The organism is Haliscomenobacter sp., assembly GCF_041740695.1.
In the GTDB taxonomy this organism is placed as follows: Bacteria; Bacteroidota; Bacteroidia; order Chitinophagales; family Saprospiraceae; genus Haliscomenobacter.
This window is the reverse complement of sequence record NZ_JBGSLK010000020.1, coordinates 170764-188532: the sequence shown is the minus strand read 5'-3', so window position 1 is coordinate 188532 and position 17769 is coordinate 170764. Positions and strand designations below refer to the sequence as shown.

14 protein-coding genes are annotated in these 17769 nt (G+C 46.4%); 5 read left to right on the top strand and 9 right to left on the bottom strand.

All coding sequences use genetic code 11. The annotated features are described in order from the left end of the window. The first annotated feature begins 107 nt into the window (after positions 1 to 107). Entirely contained in the window at positions 108 to 2045 is a 1938-nt protein-coding gene (locus tag ACEW9O_RS04275; protein ID WP_373548891.1) for a glycoside hydrolase family 13 protein, read from the top strand. Positions 2046 to 2197: 152 nt separating this feature from the next. Next, positions 2198 to 2746 carry a RidA family protein gene (locus tag ACEW9O_RS04270; RefSeq protein WP_373548890.1) on the top strand — a complete coding sequence of 183 codons (549 nt, stop codon included), beginning with the start codon at positions 2198 to 2200 and terminating at the stop codon, positions 2744 to 2746. Between the two features lie 126 nt (positions 2747 to 2872). On the opposite strand, the gene ACEW9O_RS04265 is transcribed toward ACEW9O_RS04270, so the two are convergent. The 4 genes from ACEW9O_RS04265 to ACEW9O_RS04250 all read right to left on the bottom strand — a co-directional run bounded on the left by ACEW9O_RS04265 (position 2873) and on the right by ACEW9O_RS04250 (position 8925). Next, complete coding sequence (locus tag ACEW9O_RS04265) at positions 2873 to 4474, bottom strand: T9SS type A sorting domain-containing protein (protein WP_373548889.1); 1602 nt, start codon at positions 4472 to 4474, stop codon at positions 2873 to 2875. Positions 4475 to 4568: 94 nt separating this feature from the next. Continuing rightward, on the bottom strand, positions 4569 to 7403 hold the full coding sequence (locus ACEW9O_RS04260; protein WP_373548888.1) for a TonB-dependent receptor domain-containing protein: 2835 nt from the start codon (positions 7401 to 7403) through the stop codon (positions 4569 to 4571). 197 nt (positions 7404 to 7600) lie between these two features. Further along, complete coding sequence (locus tag ACEW9O_RS04255) at positions 7601 to 8341, bottom strand: ZIP family metal transporter (protein ID WP_373548887.1); 741 nt, start codon at positions 8339 to 8341, stop codon at positions 7601 to 7603. Positions 8342 to 8346: 5 nt separating this feature from the next. After that, a complete protein-coding gene (locus ACEW9O_RS04250) occupies positions 8347 to 8925 on the bottom strand; it encodes a phosphatase PAP2 family protein (RefSeq protein ID WP_373548886.1) in 579 nt (192 codons plus the stop codon). Between the two features lie 47 nt (positions 8926 to 8972). On the opposite strand from ACEW9O_RS04250, the gene glmM reads away from it, so the two are divergent. Continuing rightward, positions 8973 to 10352, top strand: coding sequence for a phosphoglucosamine mutase (glmM, locus tag ACEW9O_RS04245; RefSeq protein ID WP_373548885.1), 1380 nt, complete (start codon positions 8973 to 8975; stop codon positions 10350 to 10352). Positions 10353 to 10475: 123 nt separating this feature from the next. Then, positions 10476 to 11732 (top strand): DUF5690 family protein, encoded by a 1257-nt coding sequence (locus ACEW9O_RS04240; protein WP_373548884.1) that lies wholly within the window; start codon positions 10476 to 10478, stop codon positions 11730 to 11732. Here the strand turns inward: ACEW9O_RS04240 and ACEW9O_RS04235 are convergent. The 3 genes from ACEW9O_RS04235 to ytxJ all read right to left on the bottom strand — a co-directional run bounded on the left by ACEW9O_RS04235 (position 11710) and on the right by ytxJ (position 15360). Continuing rightward, positions 11710 to 12261, bottom strand: coding sequence for a DinB family protein (locus tag ACEW9O_RS04235; protein ID WP_373548883.1), 552 nt, complete (start codon positions 12259 to 12261; stop codon positions 11710 to 11712). The genes ACEW9O_RS04240 and ACEW9O_RS04235 overlap by 23 nt on opposite strands. Before the next feature lie 186 nt (positions 12262 to 12447). Further along, positions 12448 to 14826: a gliding motility-associated C-terminal domain-containing protein gene (locus tag ACEW9O_RS04230; RefSeq protein WP_373548882.1), complete on the bottom strand. Its 2379-nt coding sequence runs from the start codon at positions 14824 to 14826 to the stop codon at positions 12448 to 12450. A 153-nt stretch (positions 14827 to 14979) separates the two neighbouring features. After that, positions 14980 to 15360, bottom strand: coding sequence for a bacillithiol system redox-active protein YtxJ (gene ytxJ / locus ACEW9O_RS04225; protein WP_373548881.1), 381 nt, complete (start codon positions 15358 to 15360; stop codon positions 14980 to 14982). Positions 15361 to 15462: 102 nt separating this feature from the next. Between ytxJ and ACEW9O_RS04220 the strand changes: the two genes are divergently transcribed. Continuing rightward, the gene (locus tag ACEW9O_RS04220) at positions 15463 to 16710 is read left to right on the top strand and encodes a DNA/RNA non-specific endonuclease (protein WP_373548880.1); all 1248 of its coding nucleotides are present in this window, start codon (positions 15463 to 15465) and stop codon (positions 16708 to 16710) included. A 336-nt stretch (positions 16711 to 17046) separates the two neighbouring features. Here the strand turns inward: ACEW9O_RS04220 and ACEW9O_RS04215 are convergent, their stop codons facing one another. Both ACEW9O_RS04215 and ACEW9O_RS04210 read right to left on the bottom strand, forming a co-directional pair. Continuing rightward, positions 17047 to 17385, bottom strand: coding sequence for a DoxX family protein (locus ACEW9O_RS04215; RefSeq protein WP_373548879.1), 339 nt, complete (start codon positions 17383 to 17385; stop codon positions 17047 to 17049). Continuing rightward, on the bottom strand, positions 17382 to 17732 hold the full coding sequence (locus ACEW9O_RS04210; protein ID WP_373548878.1) for a DoxX family protein: 351 nt from the start codon (positions 17730 to 17732) through the stop codon (positions 17382 to 17384). Before ACEW9O_RS04210 ends, ACEW9O_RS04215 begins: the two co-directional genes overlap by 4 nt. Between the last annotated feature and the right edge of the window lie 37 nt (positions 17733 to 17769).

Sequence of the window (17769 nt, the reverse complement as noted above, 5' to 3'; positions counted from 1 at the left end):
CACCATCTAAGGCAAGCTCGGGAAAGTGGTTCCAAGATTCAGGGAAGTGGCACACTAAAAACTTGGAAAGCCAGGCAAGGTTTCATTTCTTGTCGAAAATTTGTTTTATGAAATTGTTCAGATCGCTAGCAGGAACTTTACTTTGTTTGGGATTGCTGGGGCATCCGCTGCTCATGGCCCAAACCATTTACGACAATGACCCCATGCAACGCTTGCCCATCGGCATGCAGCTTTCGGAGTACCAACAACATTTGCCAACGGGCGGCAAAGTGGATAAAGCTCGAATTTGCCCGCCTAACTGGTGGGTAGGCATGAAAAATGCCAATCTTCAATTGATGATTTACGACCAGAATATCCACAAATGTTCCGTAAAAATCAAATATCCCGGCGTAAAGGTATTGAAGGTGCATGCTGCCGAAAACCCCAATTATTTGTTCATCGACCTACAAATCAGCCCTTCGGCCAAACCCGGCCAAATGCTCATTTCCTTGTGCGACGCGCAAAAAACCTACCCCTACGAGTTGCGTGCCCGAGAGCGTAGCCCATTGCGCAATCAGGCCTTAAGCCCTGCCGATAACATGTACCTGATCATGCCCGATCGTTTCGCCAATGGTGACCCCAGCAACGATAGTTTTAAGGACATGAGTTCAGATCTGGTGAATCGGGATAAAATTTACTTTCGCCACGGTGGAGACATCCAAGGCATCATTGATCGGCTGGATTACCTGCAAGACTTGGGCATCACCGCCATTTGGGTTATGCCTGTGCTGGAATCCGATCAGCCCTATGAGTCTTACCACGGCTACGCGCCTACCGATCCCTACAACGTGGACAAGCGTTATGGCAGCAATGAATTGTACAAACAACTGGTTGAAAAGGCCCACGCAAAAGGCATCAAAGTGGTGATGGACATCATCCACAACCACGTGGGCGATCGGCACTGGACCATCCGGGATATCCCCTTTAAAGATTGGATCAACCAGGAATGGCCCACCTACACGAAATCCAATTACCGCGATGCGGTTTGGATTGATCCTTACGTTTCGGAAGCAGATCGGCGGCGACTGGCGAATGGTTGGTTCGATAGCCATATGCCCGACCTCAACCAACGCAACCCATTTCTGGCCAATTTCCTGCTCTACAGCAACCTGTGGTGGATGGAATACTCGGGTCAGGACGCCTTCCGCATCGATACCTATTTTTATCCCGAACAGGACTTTATGATCAATTGGGGCAAACGGATCCAGCAAGAATATCCCGGCTTCACCTTCTTTGCCGAAACCTGGGTGCAGAGCACGCTTTCTCAGGCGCAGTTCACAGCCGGGAACCGACTGACTGAAGGGCAGCGTTTCTTGCCTTCTGTGACAGATTTTCAGTTGAACTACGCTCTCCTTGAAGCTGCGGCAGGCCGACAGGGCTGGACCGACGGTGCCAACCGGATTTACCTCACCCTAAGCAACGACTTTTTGTACCAAGATGCCCGCCGCAATGTTACCTTTTTGGACAATCACGATGTGAGTCGTTTTTTATCGGTACTGAACAATGACTGGCAGAAGTACCACGCTGGATTGACGGCTCTCCTGACCATCCGGGGTTTGCCTTGCCTGTATTACGGCACTGAAATTGGCATTACGGGCGCTGGTGGCTCTTTCGGTGAAGCTGGGCGGAAAGATTTTTTGGGTGGTTGGAAGGAAGACAAGCTGAATAAATTCACTGCGGCAGGGCGTCAGGGTATGGAAGAAACCACCTATCAGCTGCTGCGTAAGTTGTTGCGATACCGGAAAATCACCCCCGCACTTCAAACGGGCAAAACCCGGCATTTTATTCCCGAAGATGGGGTTTATGTGTACTTCCGCTATGACGACTCCAAGCGGGTGATGATGCTCTGGAATACTACCGATAAGCCCCAGGAACACAAGCTGGAGCGTTATGCCGAAATGTTGAAGGGCTATCGAAGTGGGCGAGATGTAATTAAAGAGGAAACTGTGAATTTAGATGTTATTCGGATTGAACCTTTTTCTTTAAGAGTCATTGAGTTGCAGTAGGCAAAAGCGACTGAGGTGTTTCTTAGGTGTCTTAGGTTTCTTAGGTGGTGAAAATATGCTTTGTTTTGTTTTTCTTTTTTCACCACCTAAGAAACCTAAGGCACTAAAGAAACACCTCAGTTAGATATGTGTGTATTTTGCACAGAAAAAACATGCGCAATCCTTACCACTATGTTCTCCTTTTTTGTCTTCTGCTCACCGGAGCTTTTACACAGGCTCAAAACAAGTCAAGCAAAGGCAAATTCACCATTGACCAAAAACTGCAGGAACTGGGCATTGTGCTCCCCGCAGTATCTGCCCCTATTGCCAATTACGTCAACGCTGTGCAAACCGGAAAACTCATCTTTTTGGCTGGCAAAGGCCCACGAAAAGAAGATGGCACCAACATCACTGGCAAAGTAGGCGTTGATTTGACGATTGAACAAGGCTACGAAGCCGCTCAACTCACCGCCATCAATCAATTGGCAGCGCTGAAAGCAGAAATTGGCAGCCTGGATCGCGTCAAACGGATTGTGAAAGTATTGGGGATGGTCAATTGTGGGCCCGATTTTGGAGATCAACCCAAAGTCATCAATGGTTTTTCCGACTTGATGGTCAAAGTATTTGGCGAGAAAGGCAAACATGCCCGTTCGGCAGTGGGCGTAGGTTCGTTGCCGGGGAAAATGGCCGTGGAAGTGGAAATGATTGTGGAAATCTGGTAGGGGCAACCCTACGTGGTTGCCCTTTATTGGGGCGACCCGTAGGGTTGCATACCGTGTGACCCGAGTGGGGTCATCAGGGCACCCACGAAGGGGCACACATATCAGGGAGCCCACGAAGGGGCTCCACTACTTGAGTATCAATTTTTTCGCCACAACCCCCTTATCAAAGCGGACTTGCAGCACATATGTCCCAGGAGGGATATTCCCTCGCTGTAGCTCAAAGTCAGTTTCATCCACATTTGCATAACCACGCACCATACGGCCGTCCAAGCTATACAGGGCAATGTCGCGCATTTTAAACTCCGTGGCGCTTTCCAGATAGATCCGATCAGCAACTGGGTTTGGCCCGATTTTCAGTTTTACTACATCCGCAGAAATCACTTCCTCGGTTGAAGTAGCCAGATTGAGCTGGAGGTAAGCACGAGGCGTGAATACCTGCATCATGGTATCGATGTAAGCCATTGCTTTGGCTTTGCTCATGTTCGGGTTGGTTAGCAAACCATTGGAGTGCAATACCTTCCAGTCATCTTTACGTCCGGTTGCCGCATTGAAACCAGCTACGACCAATTTCAACGTAGTAGTATCCCACCATTCCCATGGGCCCGCTTCAAAACGGTTGCCTGGGGTCACGAAAGGGTACATGTTATCCGCTGACAGTGTAGTCGCCATGCCCCCGATATTGGTATTAGGGCCATTGGGTATGGGGATAGTTTTAAGCACCTGATTTTTCAAGTTGACGAAAGATTGCTCTGCATTGGCAGGAGCCAGATTCGCATTCAACCCGGTGGTGTTCGCTTTCTCCACAATCGAACGTGTCCCTGATACACTCACCACGAATTCGCGGGTAGTGGGTACAATTACGGCTCCGTCTGCAAAAGGTGCAAATGGGTCGGACAATACGTGGAAACCGATCATGGCAGGTTCTCCTGCTTTGCCTTCAAGCCAGCTGATGTCGCCCATAGCTCCGCCCATGTTTACTGCCAATTGAAAATCAGAGCTGTAAGTTGGATTGTTAAGAAGGTTCAGCGGCTTTAGAGTTGAACCGAACGGATTGCTACTCAATGTAGTATCAACATAGGCGGTCAACGTCTCTGTATTGATGAACTTGGTAATTTCAATTTCTTCTTTGAAACGATCCAGGTAAGCCGCACCCATACTGATGTAACCACCAGTACCCTGGCCCCACAACACCATCCGATTTGGGTCGATACCATATGGGTTACTGTTCTCTGCAACTGTTTTGCGCAAGAAACGAACGCAACTCCGCGCATCCTGAACCCCACGGTAAGCTGCACCCAGCAAGGTACCCGTACGAGTGTTTTGTCCAGCAGGCCCAGTTGCAGCTGGGTTCCAGCCCAAGCGGTAAGTAGGAACAAATACGACATAGCCCAAACGAGTGAAGCGACGAGCGAATTCTACAACCGAAGAATCACTGCGTGCTCCAGTAATGCCACCATTGATGATGGGAGGCAGGAAGCTGCCCGTATGGAAGTACACCACTACGGCACGATTGGTGGCATTGTCGCCAGCTGGGGTATACACATCCATGACCAGGTCCTGAGCAGCAGGAGCACCTGTCAAAACGGATATATTTTTGGCATACACCACATTTCTTTGAACCGAAAAACTGCTGAACACATCCGTACGATATCTACCAGTTTGGGCAGACAGACCTATTGTTCCCAGCATAGTAATCAACAACAGCAGCAAAGTGTTGAGTTGTTTCATTTGAAATTGTTTTGAATGAATTAAGATGAAATGACCATGAGCAAATTCAAGCGTGTATCCACACTGGCGGATTTACGATTGAAGTTACTTTATTTTATTTTTTGTTCCAATCGTATAGGAGCGACAAGTAAGCCAAACGACCAATTCTAGGCCCTCCATAAGTTTGGAACGTCAGGTTATTCAAGATGTTCGATGCACCGAGTTTAAAGGTGGTATTGATCTTTTTGACCTGCCAGTTCATTTGGGCATCGAGCATGCTGTAACTTGGAATGATACCCGTAAACTGGGGTGAACCTTCGAACACAAATCCTTCAATCCACTTGTAATTGATGTTGAAGCCAAAATCAGGGAAATTCAGGCCAAGGAATTTTACAGCTAAGTCCCGCCCCGAAAACCCTAAATTGTATTTGTGCTTTGGTGTATTGAAAGCCGGAATGATGGGGTCATCGCTGACACTGTTTAGCTGGTTGAAGGAGTAATTGCCATTCAAGACATAGTTTTGACCAAAATAATAGCTACTGCCAATAGAAAACCCTTGGGTAGTCACCCGATCCTTTGCATTGGCCGCTACTCGGTAAGCTTGTACCCGACTGGGCAATCCCGTCAATTGATCAAAAGCAGCATCTACCCCGATGTTGTAGCCAATGAAATCTTGATAAAAGCTGTAATAATAGGTAGCATCCACATAAATTTTGTCAAAGAAAGTATTGCGGTATCCAGCTTCAATGGTGCGTACTTGCTCAGGCCGAATGGGGGCTACATCGAAATAGCTCAATTTGGTCTGGTCCCTTGTGTTGAGGTACTCCCGCAATGATTCGATGGTCAACAAGTCATTGAACCCATTCAAATTACCGATGAGAATGGCGCGACCAACGTTGTAAAAAAGGTATTGATCCGCTAGAGTAGGGTTGCGAATGGCCGAGGAAAAGGAAAAGCGCAAAACCTGATCACGGGTGGGACTATACACCAGCGAGGCAGCAGGAGAGAGCAGGTAATTGAAATTCTGGTTTTTATCCAAACGAATCGAGCCACTGATTTTTAGTCTTTTGTCCAATTCTAGGGTACCACCACCATAGATGCCATACTCATAGGTATTGATGTTGACATCGCCGGTATCCAACAAGAGCGAACCCTTGGAATTGGGCGTATACAGGCGGAAGTTTGCACCAACCAAAAGATCAAGGTCGGTAATTGAACCACCCTTTTCGGGCTTAACGAGGTCGTTAAATTTGTACTCACCGTGGGTATGGTACAGGGCTGAACGGTCAAAAAAACGAGTTCCCCCTTCACTGTAGCCCAAACGGGAGGTGATGCTATTGAATTCCTGCTGAAAACGTGCAGTACCAGGCTCGAAAAAATCAACTGACTGGAACAAAGGATTGCCCTTCACTACCTGAAGCTGTGCCAAAGAATGGTACAAAGCGAGCGAATCTTGTACTCGGCTATTGCCTAAAAATGCATTTTGTTCCGTTCGAAACTCATTTGGCCGGCCAATGTAGTCAATCGGATTGGGATAACCTTCAATTTTGCGCACCCTTGGATTGATGTTGGTTTGCCAAAAATTGATGTAATCTGAAGCCCATTTGATGTCTTCCTTGGCATTGTTTTGCAATTGCAGGGCAGTGAAATATGGGTCATAAGAATTCCCCGCATCTTCATGGGTTACATAAAAGCGCAAGAAGTATTTCTCATTTTGTTTCAATTCAATTTTGTGTTGAAAGAACTGAATGTCCCGCAAGCTGTAGCGGTTGTCACCTTGATACACGGTAGTTCCGGTACTGTAGTTAGTGCCTAAGACCAATTCAGGTGAGTTAAAATCTTTGGCCGGATTCAAGCGCAGGTGAAAAGCAGTGGCCGCCTTGAGGTTCTCCGAATCATAATCCACCAAATCACTTTCTTTGTACCCTTGGCGGTGAATGATGCCCATCCCGATCAGGTTGAAGTTGCCAGTAAAGTCGTTGGAAATCAGGTATTCATCTCCATAAGTATTCACCGCATCATAACCACCAGGGTTGCTGGCTTTACTGGGGGTATCAAAAACCGGATCGTAATTGTCGGCTACCCAGTCATTGGCACGGAAACCGGAAAGGTTGAATTTATAAGCAAAAACATCTTTACCAGCTTTGTTTTTGACTGCATCCGCCCACCGTAAGCCTGCTTCGAACAAACTTCTTTCCCCTCCTTTCACCACAGCTTCCAAACCCTTGTGCAAAAACGGATTTTTGGTTTGCATGCTAACTACGCCATTAAAGGCATTGGGGCCATAAAAAGCCGAAGAAGCACCTACAATCAGGGTTACTCCATTTACGTCCAGCTCTGAAGCACCTAAAAAGTTGCCTAGGGAGAAGTTCAAACCCGGTGATTGGTTGTCAACGCCATCAATGATTTGTAGCGAACGCACCGGGCTGGTACTGTTGAACCCCCGGGTATTGATGATTTTGAAGCCCAAACTGGCCGCAGTAAGGTCTACATCTTTTAAGGAACCCAAACCATCGTAAAAGTTGGCAGCTGGTGTTTCAGCGATCGCGATGGCGTCCATGGTTTCCATGGTCAAAGGAGATTGCACCTTTTTTTCTGAAATCCTTCGTCCCTTTATTTCGACTTGGTCGATGGTAACCGCGTCTTCACTCAATTCGATGACCAATTTGGGTTGGACACTGTTGAGGATGACTTCCTTATCGGTGTAGCCTACATACGAAATGACCAGGGTAATGGGAAATTTTTGGGCCGTTGATAGTTCAAAATTCCCTTCCAAATCAGCCACTGTCCCCTCGGTAGTCCCTTTAATTACTACTGTCGCATTGGTCAGGCCCTCTTTATTTGCCGCATCTTTAATTTCTCCCCGTATGGTCGTCTGAGCATAAATGATGCATGAAGAAGAGAAAATCAAAATGATGCTAAGCATCAATGACTTGTATAGATATTTCATGCTGAAAACCGAAATAGTGAGCGAATAATATTCTTAAGGAGGGCAAATTAGTGAAAATTCGCTAACAAGTGAATCTTTACAAACCGAATTTTATCCAATTGCAGGCATAAGCACCATTTTTTATTCGGAACATTCCACATGTCAAGAAATTAACGTGTGTATGACGCTTGTAAAAAAGGAACTTCCAAAATAATTGACTAGTGGAAGTGAATCGCAGCTAAAGCAAAGCCCAATAAAAGGGCCAACCATTTGCCCCAGGAAAAATGATGACTGGTATGGGTATCGTTTTCAAAAAGGATAGTCGAGCCAATTTGTAACAGGTTACCAGTGACAACCGACAGCAAAATGTGCAATACTTTGGGATCTTGAAAAAAGAATTGGGCAAAAAATGCCGCCAATGGAGACATCGCTGCAAAAACCAACAACAGCAATGAGGTGGAAACTTTTTTGATCCCACTCATCAACAAAAAAGAAGTGAGGGCAAAGGCCGCCGGGATATTGTGGACAGTAATGCTCATTAGGAGGTGATAAAATTGATCGTCGCCGTTTTGTTCATTAAAGGTCTGCATAAAAGTGCGGTAGCCACCCAAGGGCAAACCTTCAATCAAGGCGTGTAAGCATAGGCCCAGCATAATTGAAAAAGCCAACCACCCTGTTTTTTTGCCATGGGTATGCACATGCCCGTGTTCTACGCCCCCTGACCACTCCTCCAGCAACAGTTGAATCGCAAAACCAAGCAACATCCACAGGCCAGTGTAATGGTCTCCTTTGGCAAACAAATCGGGCAAGAGCTGCACCAAAACCACCCCTAGAATAAATGCACCATTGAACAACATGATGAACCGCACGAGTTTGGGCTTTCGATCGCCTAAATAGAACGCGGGTATGCCTCCAATGAAGGGGGTTAGAAAAAGGAGCAGGTATTCCCAAATGTGCATTCGTGTTAAACTTGAGTCTGTAGAAATGGGCTTTTCAGCATGCGAAGATACGTTTTTGCAACAATGTTGCCAATAATAATTCCTAAAATCGCACCAATAAAAATGTCCAGTGGAAAATGTACCCCCACATACACCTGTCCAAGCGCAATACTCGCCGCCCAAAGGTACAATGGCCAGCGGATCCGCCGATAATGCAAACCCAGGGTCAAACTCAAAAAAGCCGCCACCGCAAAATGATTGGAGGCATGGGAGGAGGTGAAACTGTAGCCACTGCCACAATCCACTAGCAGCTGTACATCGTCTTTTAACGCAGGATCATTGCAGGGGCGCAGGCGATGAACGGATGGTTTGATGATTTTACTACTTACCGTATCGGCCAGGCCCACGGCTAAGGCCAAGGCTAGGATAAGGTACAAACCCTGCCAGCGGTACTTGTACCCCACAAAAGCAGCTAGTGCTATATATAATGGTATCCAGGTGGATTTTTCGCGCCAAATGGGCATCAACCAATCCAACACCGCATTGTGGGCGTGACCATTGATGAGTTCAAATAAAAATTGATCAGCGGCAATGACTTGTTCCATGCTGTAGAATTAAAATGATAATTTTGCCCCAAATCTAATCCAAACCAATGGCATTAATCAAGTCAATTTCCGGTATTCGTGGCACCATCGGTGGCGTACCCGGACAAAACCTGACCCCACAAGACATCGTAGAATGTACCGCCGCTTTTGGCACCTGGCTGCTGCAAAAAGGCAATGCCCCCAAAGTAGTGATTGGCCGCGATGCCCGAATTTCCGGGCAAATGGTGCGTGATTTGGTGCTTAGCACCCTTACCGCGCTGGGAATTGACGTGATCGATCTGGGTTTGTCCACTACCCCCACCGTAGAAATGGCCGTCGGTTTTGAAGGCGCTGGAGCGGGCATCATCATCACTGCTAGCCACAACCCCAAAGAATGGAACGCCTTGAAATTCCTGAACGAAAAAGGAGAATTCATCTCTGCCGCTGATGGCGCTGCGGTTTTGGACTTGATTTCAAATGGCGGCATTCATTACCAGTCTGTAGATGCCTTAGGAAAAGTGGTAGCAGGCGGCGATTTTTTACAAAAACACATCCAAGCCATTATCGACCTACCCGAAGTAGAAGTGGATTTGGTGCGGGCGCGCTGCTTCAAAGTAGTGCTTGATCCCGTCAATTCATCTGGGGCGATTACCGTTCCCGATTTATTGGAATACCTGGGCTGTGAGGTCATTGTCATCAATGGTGAAACCAATGGCCAGTTTGCCCACAATCCTGAACCATTACCTGAACATTTACGCGATTTGTCAGCCGCCATCCTGGAACACCACGCCGATTTGGGCATTGCAGTTGACCCGGATGTTGACCGTCTGGCGCTGGTTTGTGAAAATGGCAAAGCCTTTGGTGAAGAATATACCTTGGTAGCCGTGGCTGATTACATGCTGCAACAGCGCCCCGGCAACACTGTCTCCAATCTTTCTTCTTCCCGCGCCCTACGCGACGTCACCCTCAAACACGGCGGCCAATACTTTGCGGCAGCGGTAGGCGAAGTGAATGTGGTGGAAAAAATGAAAGCGGTCAATGCGGTAATTGGTGGAGAAGGCAATGGGGGCATCATTGTGCCTGAATTGCATTATGGTCGTGATGCGCTGGTGGGTATTGCGCTGTTTTTATCCTGGTTGGCCAAATTCGGGGGCACTACTTCCGCATTGCGGGCTACTTACCCCAATTACCAAATGGTGAAAGACAAAATTTCGCTACCAGAAGGGCTGGATATGGAAGCCATCTTGCACCAATTGGAGCAAAAATACCAGCACGAGGAACACAGTACCATTGATGGGCTAAAAATCGACTTCCCACAAAGTTGGTTGCACTTGCGCAAGTCGAATACGGAGCCGATCATTCGGATTTATGCGGAGGCGCCGAGCTTGGCGGAGGCGGAGGCTTTGGTCGGGAAAATCAAAGTTGAGGTGCTGGAATTGATTGCTTAGTAGATTTTCGGGGATGTTCAAGGAGAAAAACCTTGTAAAGCAGAGATTAATTTTTGCACAAATCTGCGCAGGAATAACCCAGTTCAGGCCGAATTGTGCATTTTGTGCTTCAAATTACCTGCAATGTCAATTTCCCGTCGCGATCTTCAATTTACCATCCTGGCTGCCGTTGCTGCATTTGGAACTTATACCTGTATGTACGCCTTTCGCAAAGGCATCACGGCTGCCACCTTTGAGGGCATGGAATACTGGGGGCTGAGTTACAAAATCTGGTTGGTCAACCTGCAGGTTTTGGGGTATGCTTTGTCGAAACTGATTGGCATCAAGGTTGTTTCTGAGGCGGCCAGGCAGATGCGGGGTTGGTACATTTTGGGCTTGGTGAGTTTTGCAGGGTTAACCTTGGTGGGTTTTGCCCTAGTGCCGCCGCCTTACAACATGTTCTTTTTCTTTCTAAATGGTTTACCCCTGGGGATGATTTACGGCCTGGTACTGGGTTTTTTGGAGGGACGAAAGCAAACCGATATTTTGGTGGCAGCCTTGACCGCTTCTTTTATTTTTGCCTCGGGTTTTGTCAAAACGATTGGCCTGTACGTCATGCAAAACTGGGGGGTATCCGAGTTTTACATGCCCATGGTCACTGCGGGTTTGTTCATCCCGGCCATTGCGGTGTTTTTGACCATGCTGATGCGTTTACCTGCTCCGAATGCAGAAGATGAAGCCCTACGCACAGCGCGAGTTCCGATGAATCGGGAAGATCGCCGCAAGTTTGTACAAACTTTTTATCAGGGGGTGGTTTTGTTCATCATTGGTTATGTATTGCTCACTATACTGCGTGATTTTCGGGATAATTTTGGGCGGGAAATTTTTCAGGAACAAGGCATCAATAATCCCGTAGTGTTCTCCCGTGTGGAAACACCTATCGCTTTGGGTATCTTGATTCTGTTGGGTTTATTGATCCGTGTCAAGGATAATTTTCGGGCCTTTACCATTGTGAATGTCATCACTTTTCTGGGGGTTCTCCTGGCCGTTGGGGCCACCCTTTTGTTTCAAGCAAAATTGATCCAGGTGGAATTTTGGATGTTGTGTGTAGGAGCTGGCATGTACTTGGGCTACGTACCCGCGAATGGCATTTATTTCGACCGGATCATTGCGGCTTTCCGCTACCCGGGCACGGTGGGTTTTATTGTGACTTTGGCCGATACCTGGGGTTACATGGGCAGTTTTGGGCTGCAATTGTACAAGAATTTTGGACAGGCCGATATATCCTATACTACCTTTTTGATTTACGCGGTGTACGTCATGCTGGGTGGCTATGGGATCTTGGTTTTGTTTACTTATCGCTATTTTCAAAAACGTTTTATGGAGTTGATAAAGGTTTAACTTCCTTCAGGATGCGTTTCATTTGTTTGTTGTGCCGATCAAAGTGCACCTGAAAAAAGCGCAACATGCCCCCAATGCTCAACATCCCGCTGCGCGGATGGCGGTAAACTTCTTTGTCAAAAATTTCCAAGGGCAACTCACTGAGAAACTGGCGCAATTCCTCGCGTTGTTTTTGCCATTGTCCACTCAGCGCGGCAAAACTTTCCACCGGTACAAAAACTTCTACTCCGGCACCTTTCGGTGCTTTGAATTTGATGGGGGAACGCATGATCAGTTCGAGTAGCCAGGTACGAAATCTCGCTCGGACACCCGCTGGTTTGAGCTCGGCTAAACCCAGGGATTTTTTGCGCAGATACTTGAGTGAATTGCCTTCCGACAACATCAAGTGTTGCATCACTTCGTACACCGACCAGCGTTCAGGTGAAAGTTTTTGGTCTAAATAGTTGGGGTCTTCTTGAAGCAGCCACTCAAACAAGGTATTTAGGCTTGCGTCCAATCGATCGAGGTGTTGGAGGATTTGAGGTGTCATTGGTTCTATTGATTTTGGATGCAATATCCAAAATATAAAAGGTTTTTTCGCAAACCTTTTTTCTAGTAGTGGGGCAAAAATAAATGTTCATTTTTTTTGAGCCAAAGGATTAGATAAGCCACTTAAAGTGAAACGTTTACTTATCTAATCCTTTGGCAAAATGAACATTTATTTTTTTATCGCCCCCTATCGAATCAAACTCACTTCACCCTGCACCAATTTATTTCCCGGCCCTCTGTCGTCGATGTATTCAATTCTGAACCAATAACGGTACACTCCTTGGGGTGCTATTTGTCCACGAATGGAGCCATCCCACCCAGTATTGAGGTCGACGGAGCGAAACACCCGTCCGCCCCAGCGGTCGTACACTTGCAATTCATAACTTTTTACTTGCACCAATTCATTGATGTACGGGCGAAAAGCCTCATTGGCATTGTTGCCATTGGGTGAAAAGGCGTTGGGGGTGAATGCTTTAAAAAATATACATTGCTGGAAAGTCAATTCTAGGGTGTCGATGCTGAAACAGTTGTCCTTGAAAGCTTTGACCCAATAAGTACCTGGTATAGAGGTGAGCAAGGCAGTTTTGGTGCTTCCGTCCTGCCAAAGCAATTGTGCCTCCTTACTGGCCATTGCGCGCAGCAGGAAGGGTTTATTATCACAGACCGTTGTATCCTGGCCCAGTGAAACCAACCGCAAAGCGGGACATCCTTGGACCACAATGGTATCCCGGGCACTACACCCGCCATCATTGACCTCCACCCAATAGGTACCGGAGGTGTGCACGAGCAGGGTTGGGGCTGAACTATTGTCACTCCATAAATAATTTCGGCTACCCGTTTTGGAGGCATCCAATAGCAAAGGCTTTGTCTCATTTATGGAGGTGTCTCGCCCCAAATTAAGGGCGCCTAAATTGATTAGGCGTACGGTAGTGGAATCGGTTATAGTGCAGCCTAAAAGTTCTACAATAACTTTGTATTTCCCCGCTTGATTAACCACGATTTGTGCATTGCTGGAGCCATCTTGCCAGCGGTAGCTTGCGCCGCTCAGCTTGAGGTCGGCGTCAAGCACCAAATCTTGCTTGCTGCAAAGTGTAGTATCATTGATCAGACTGAGTTTAAATTCGTCTGGGGATATAATTTTAACGGTATCGTACAGCACGCAGCCAGCCCGATACGTTATGGCCACATGGTAAGTGCCCGCCTGGCCGACCTGCAGGGTGGCTTGGGTACTGCCATTGCTCCAGAGGTATTTTTCGTTGAAATTGAATGTGTTGGCATCAAGGGTGATGGAATTCTGGTTGCACAAGACCGCGTCTTTACCTAAAACACCAACATCGATGTACTCTGGCGAGGAGGCAAATACCCAATTTTCATTGCTGTTGTTGAGGTTGGCACTGTTGCCACCAGCCAAAAACTGGGTTGACCCTACTCCGCTTTGATCGCGCATTTGAACAAAATCAGCCCGTATTACGCCACCATTCATCTGCACAACGGCCTTACGCCCCAAGAGCGTGGAGCGCAGTTTAATGGAATCACAGGGGTTGCCCACCAACTGGAAGTACTCATTGATGGTTTGAGCATGAGCAGCGTCTAAATCATAACTTTTACCAGTGGTGAAGATGAGGGAATCGATCACATTTTCACCCAGAATAACCCCATTGTTGCGCATTTCAATTCGATTGAAAGTACTCACTTTGGGAATCTTGTCGACCGCTGTTTCGTAATCGCTAAGGAGGGAAGCAGTGCCTTCTGGATTAGAGAACAAAACATTGTGAAATTTGACATCAGTATACGTGATATAAGTGGGTAGCGTATTGGTAAATTCCAAAAGTGAAGTACCCGCATCAACGGTTGCTGTTGGACCAATAGAAAAAGAATAAAGCGAGGAAGACAAAGAGCCATTCCTGGTGATGCGCCAATGGCTATTGCCCATTTTAAGCCTTGGAGAATCATCGTTTAACATAAAAAATGTTTCCGTTGTAACCGGTTTGCCATTGGAATTGAATTCACCAGCACGTTGGTACACATTCGTAGCGCTTAAGGTGTCCAGCAAAATCCAGTACCCAGTACCATTCAAGAGGAGATTGTAAATGTGGAATCCACGGGTGAGTAAGGTTTGGTTTTGATCGGGCGAGAGCAACCTCAATTCGGAGATTCCTCCAACTTTATTTTCAGGTAGCTCAACCGACCCATAGGCATTCAAAACCCACATACCAAAATTGATGGGATTGTTGGTAACTCCAGTCCAACTCATGTTTTTACAATACGCATATTGGTCTCTGCTGATTACGCTTTGATTAGGGCCATCAAAGGAGTTGGCATCAAAAAAAACATTGTCCATGGCGGTGGGAATAAATTCTCCGCCCGCTCCACCACTGGTTGCAGCCCAATTGGCTGGGTCGTACCAACTGCCCATACCTCCTTTTCCCACCCAATAGAGATCACGTCCACCCTGTTTATTGGTGAGGCTGTCGATATGGTCACCTTCTACGCAGTAATAATCAGTGGCTTGTGCCACCTGGCCAATCAACAGGATGATTGTTGATAAAAGTAGGGGTCTAAACATGGGTTACACGCTTTGTGGTGAACCCAGAATTGCTAGTCATTGAGTTCATCGTTGTTTGACAAACCCCCTTCGAACTTGTTTTGCTCTGCTTTGTGTCAGTTCAATTTAGTGAAATTCTTCAACTATTCAAAAGAATGCGCTATGTTTTTTAGTTTATAGATTTTTCCGCAAGCCATCTACACTGATCCGATGGTGCGAAGTATGAAAAGCAACTTTTCCATCTTTGACCAACAATACTTGTGGAGACTGGTGGGTAACCTGAAAATCTTGCGCAATGCGATTGGAGATCGGGCGGTATTTGAGCAAATCCAGGTAATAAAAATCCAGCTCGTGTCCCTCGAAATCCCAATTTTCCATCAAGGTGTATTTGGCCCCTTCACTGACCCCACAGCTGGTACTGTGTTTAAAAATCACCACGGGTTTTTCTTTGGAGGTGGCGATAATTTCATCCAGCTGTGCTTCGTCTTCCAACACTTTCCAGGCGTCAAAATTCAGGCCTTGTTGTGCCAGCTTTAAGTTTTCTAAGTAGCTCATGCTTGCTTTAATGGTTTAATGGCATCTGTTGTGCACAAAGAACCGCCGAATTATGCAAAAAGTTTTCGGAGAATTCTGAAATTCATGGCAAAAATAAGCAACATGAGAATCATCCTGTTATTTTTTTTACTCAGTTATAATTTTCTCTCAGGTCAAAATGTAGAAATACAACTTAAAAACCTGGAAGCCAAGCTGGAAAATCTGCGCCAGCAGCAAAAAGAGGTGGAACTGGCCATCGAAGACCTAAAAATGCAAAAGGTGATGGTCGATTTGCAGCCCATGTTGCCCGCTTTGGGGGTGGGAGAGGAGGTAGTGAGCCATTCGCTGATGGCTTTGGTTTATGCTGAAGCCTACGAGCAAGCCCGCTGGGTAGGGCACATCATCACCCCGGATGTGGTGAATGGGGTAGTGGGCCGCACCAACGATTTTCGACCCGACCCCAAAATCAAAACGGGCTCAGCGGTAGAACAGGATTATTTCATCAAAGTTTTGCAGCCCGACAGTGCTTATGTATACGATGGTTTTGGCTACGACCGTGGGCACCTGGCACCCTCTGCCGATTTTCGTTGGTCGGAAAAAGCGCTCTCCGAGTCTTATTACTACTCCAACATGTCGCCCCAACTGGCCGAGTTCAACCGGGGCATTTGGGCGGATTTGGAAAGTTTGCTGCGCGCCTATCTGTTTCGCAATACCACCACGCAGTTGTTTGTGTTCACCGGGCCAGTGTTGAAACCGGGCTTGCCCACTATCCCTCGCGCCAAAAACAAAGTGGCCATCCCTGAGCAGTATTGGAAAATCGCCCTGGACTTCAAAAACCGCAAGGCAATTGCCTTTTTGGTACCCCAAAACACCAAAGGTTATCCGCTGACCAGTTTTGCCACCTCCATTGATGAGATTGAAAAAATCACCGGAATTGATTTTTTTGCTGGCCTGGATAATACTTTGGAGGAAACTCTGGAAAAACAAATCGATAAAAGTTCATTTTTGACAACCATTGCTTCCGGTGATGTAGAACCGCTCAGTGCGGTAACATTACCTCCAGCACATTTCAACTCCGTACAGGCCCGCTTGTACATGGGGCGGAATGAAGAAATTAAAGTGTGTGGAAAAGTGGTCGGTGCCCGCGCGAGCCGCAAAGGCAACATCCTGCTCAACCTGGATCAACAATACCCCAATGAGCTGTTCACCATTTTTATCAACAAAGAGCAACTAGTCAATTTTTCTTATGACCCTCTGACCAATTGGAAGGACAAATACATCGTGGTAAGGGGAAAGGTGAACAACCTGGGGAATGTGCCCGTGATTTATGTGGAAAAAGAAAATCAGCTCAGCGAATTCCGGGAAAAATAATTTTTCATTTTTTTTAGCATCGAAAATGAAAACCCCAAAAAATATTTGACTTAATATCTTGGCTTATAAGTTTTTATTGGTTTTTTTTGACGCGTTTTTTCCAAAAAACACCAGAACGAGTACAAGACACCAGCTTTAAACGCCCCTATCTTTGTAGTGCAAAGACTGATTACCGGGCTAGATTAGTAGTTCAGAAGGCTGCCAAGAGCAGCCTTTCTTTTTTTGACCAAGTTACATCGAAATATATTAGGCAGCCACTTTTCCGGAGGGAAAAGTGGCTGTTGTGTTTAGGGTATTTGGAGTTTAGATGAAGTACTCGCCATTTCGATTCGTACATTACTTTATTGACACAATGAAGATGTACAAATTCAATCCCATTAAAAACAAAGCCGGCAATGAAACGAACAGGCTGTCTTTTGATTTTATCCGCACCAGCACGCCAAAAAACATCAATAACGCTAGTCCTCCGGAAGAAAGCACCAATATAGGGTTGTAGACTAAACCGAAAAGCAGGCCAGCAGCCCCCAGTAATTCCAAAACTATCGTGAGTATTCCTATTCGCTCCAGACCAAAGCGTTTGAATTCGCTTTGCATGTGAGGGGAAAAAAAATACGATATGCCGTAAGCAAAAAAAGAGAGACTTGAAATGAAAACACAAAAATTGAGTAGACTCACAATTTGAGGATGTTTGATGAAACCAAAGCAATGAAAATGCACAGCAGTAAAAGGAATAAAGAAGGCAAATGTTTCACCAAAGGGTTACTTATTTTGAAGTGAAAAAATTGTGCAGCTACCATCAGTAAACCCATCAGCAGCGACGGGACAAGAACCAAAGAGGGATACCAGATGCCTGCAACAAGTAAGGTCGCCAAAGCTATTTTGGTGGCACCAACTGCGCTGCGGGTTAAATCACTTAGTCCGAATTGTTTGAATTCTAGGATGATGTTGTGAAATCTAAAGATCCAAACATAGGCCACTGAGAATGCTACAATGATTTGACAAGCTGTTGTGAAGTTGATCATTTTGTTTTTTTGTTTTTGTTCTATTCATCTGGCCTTT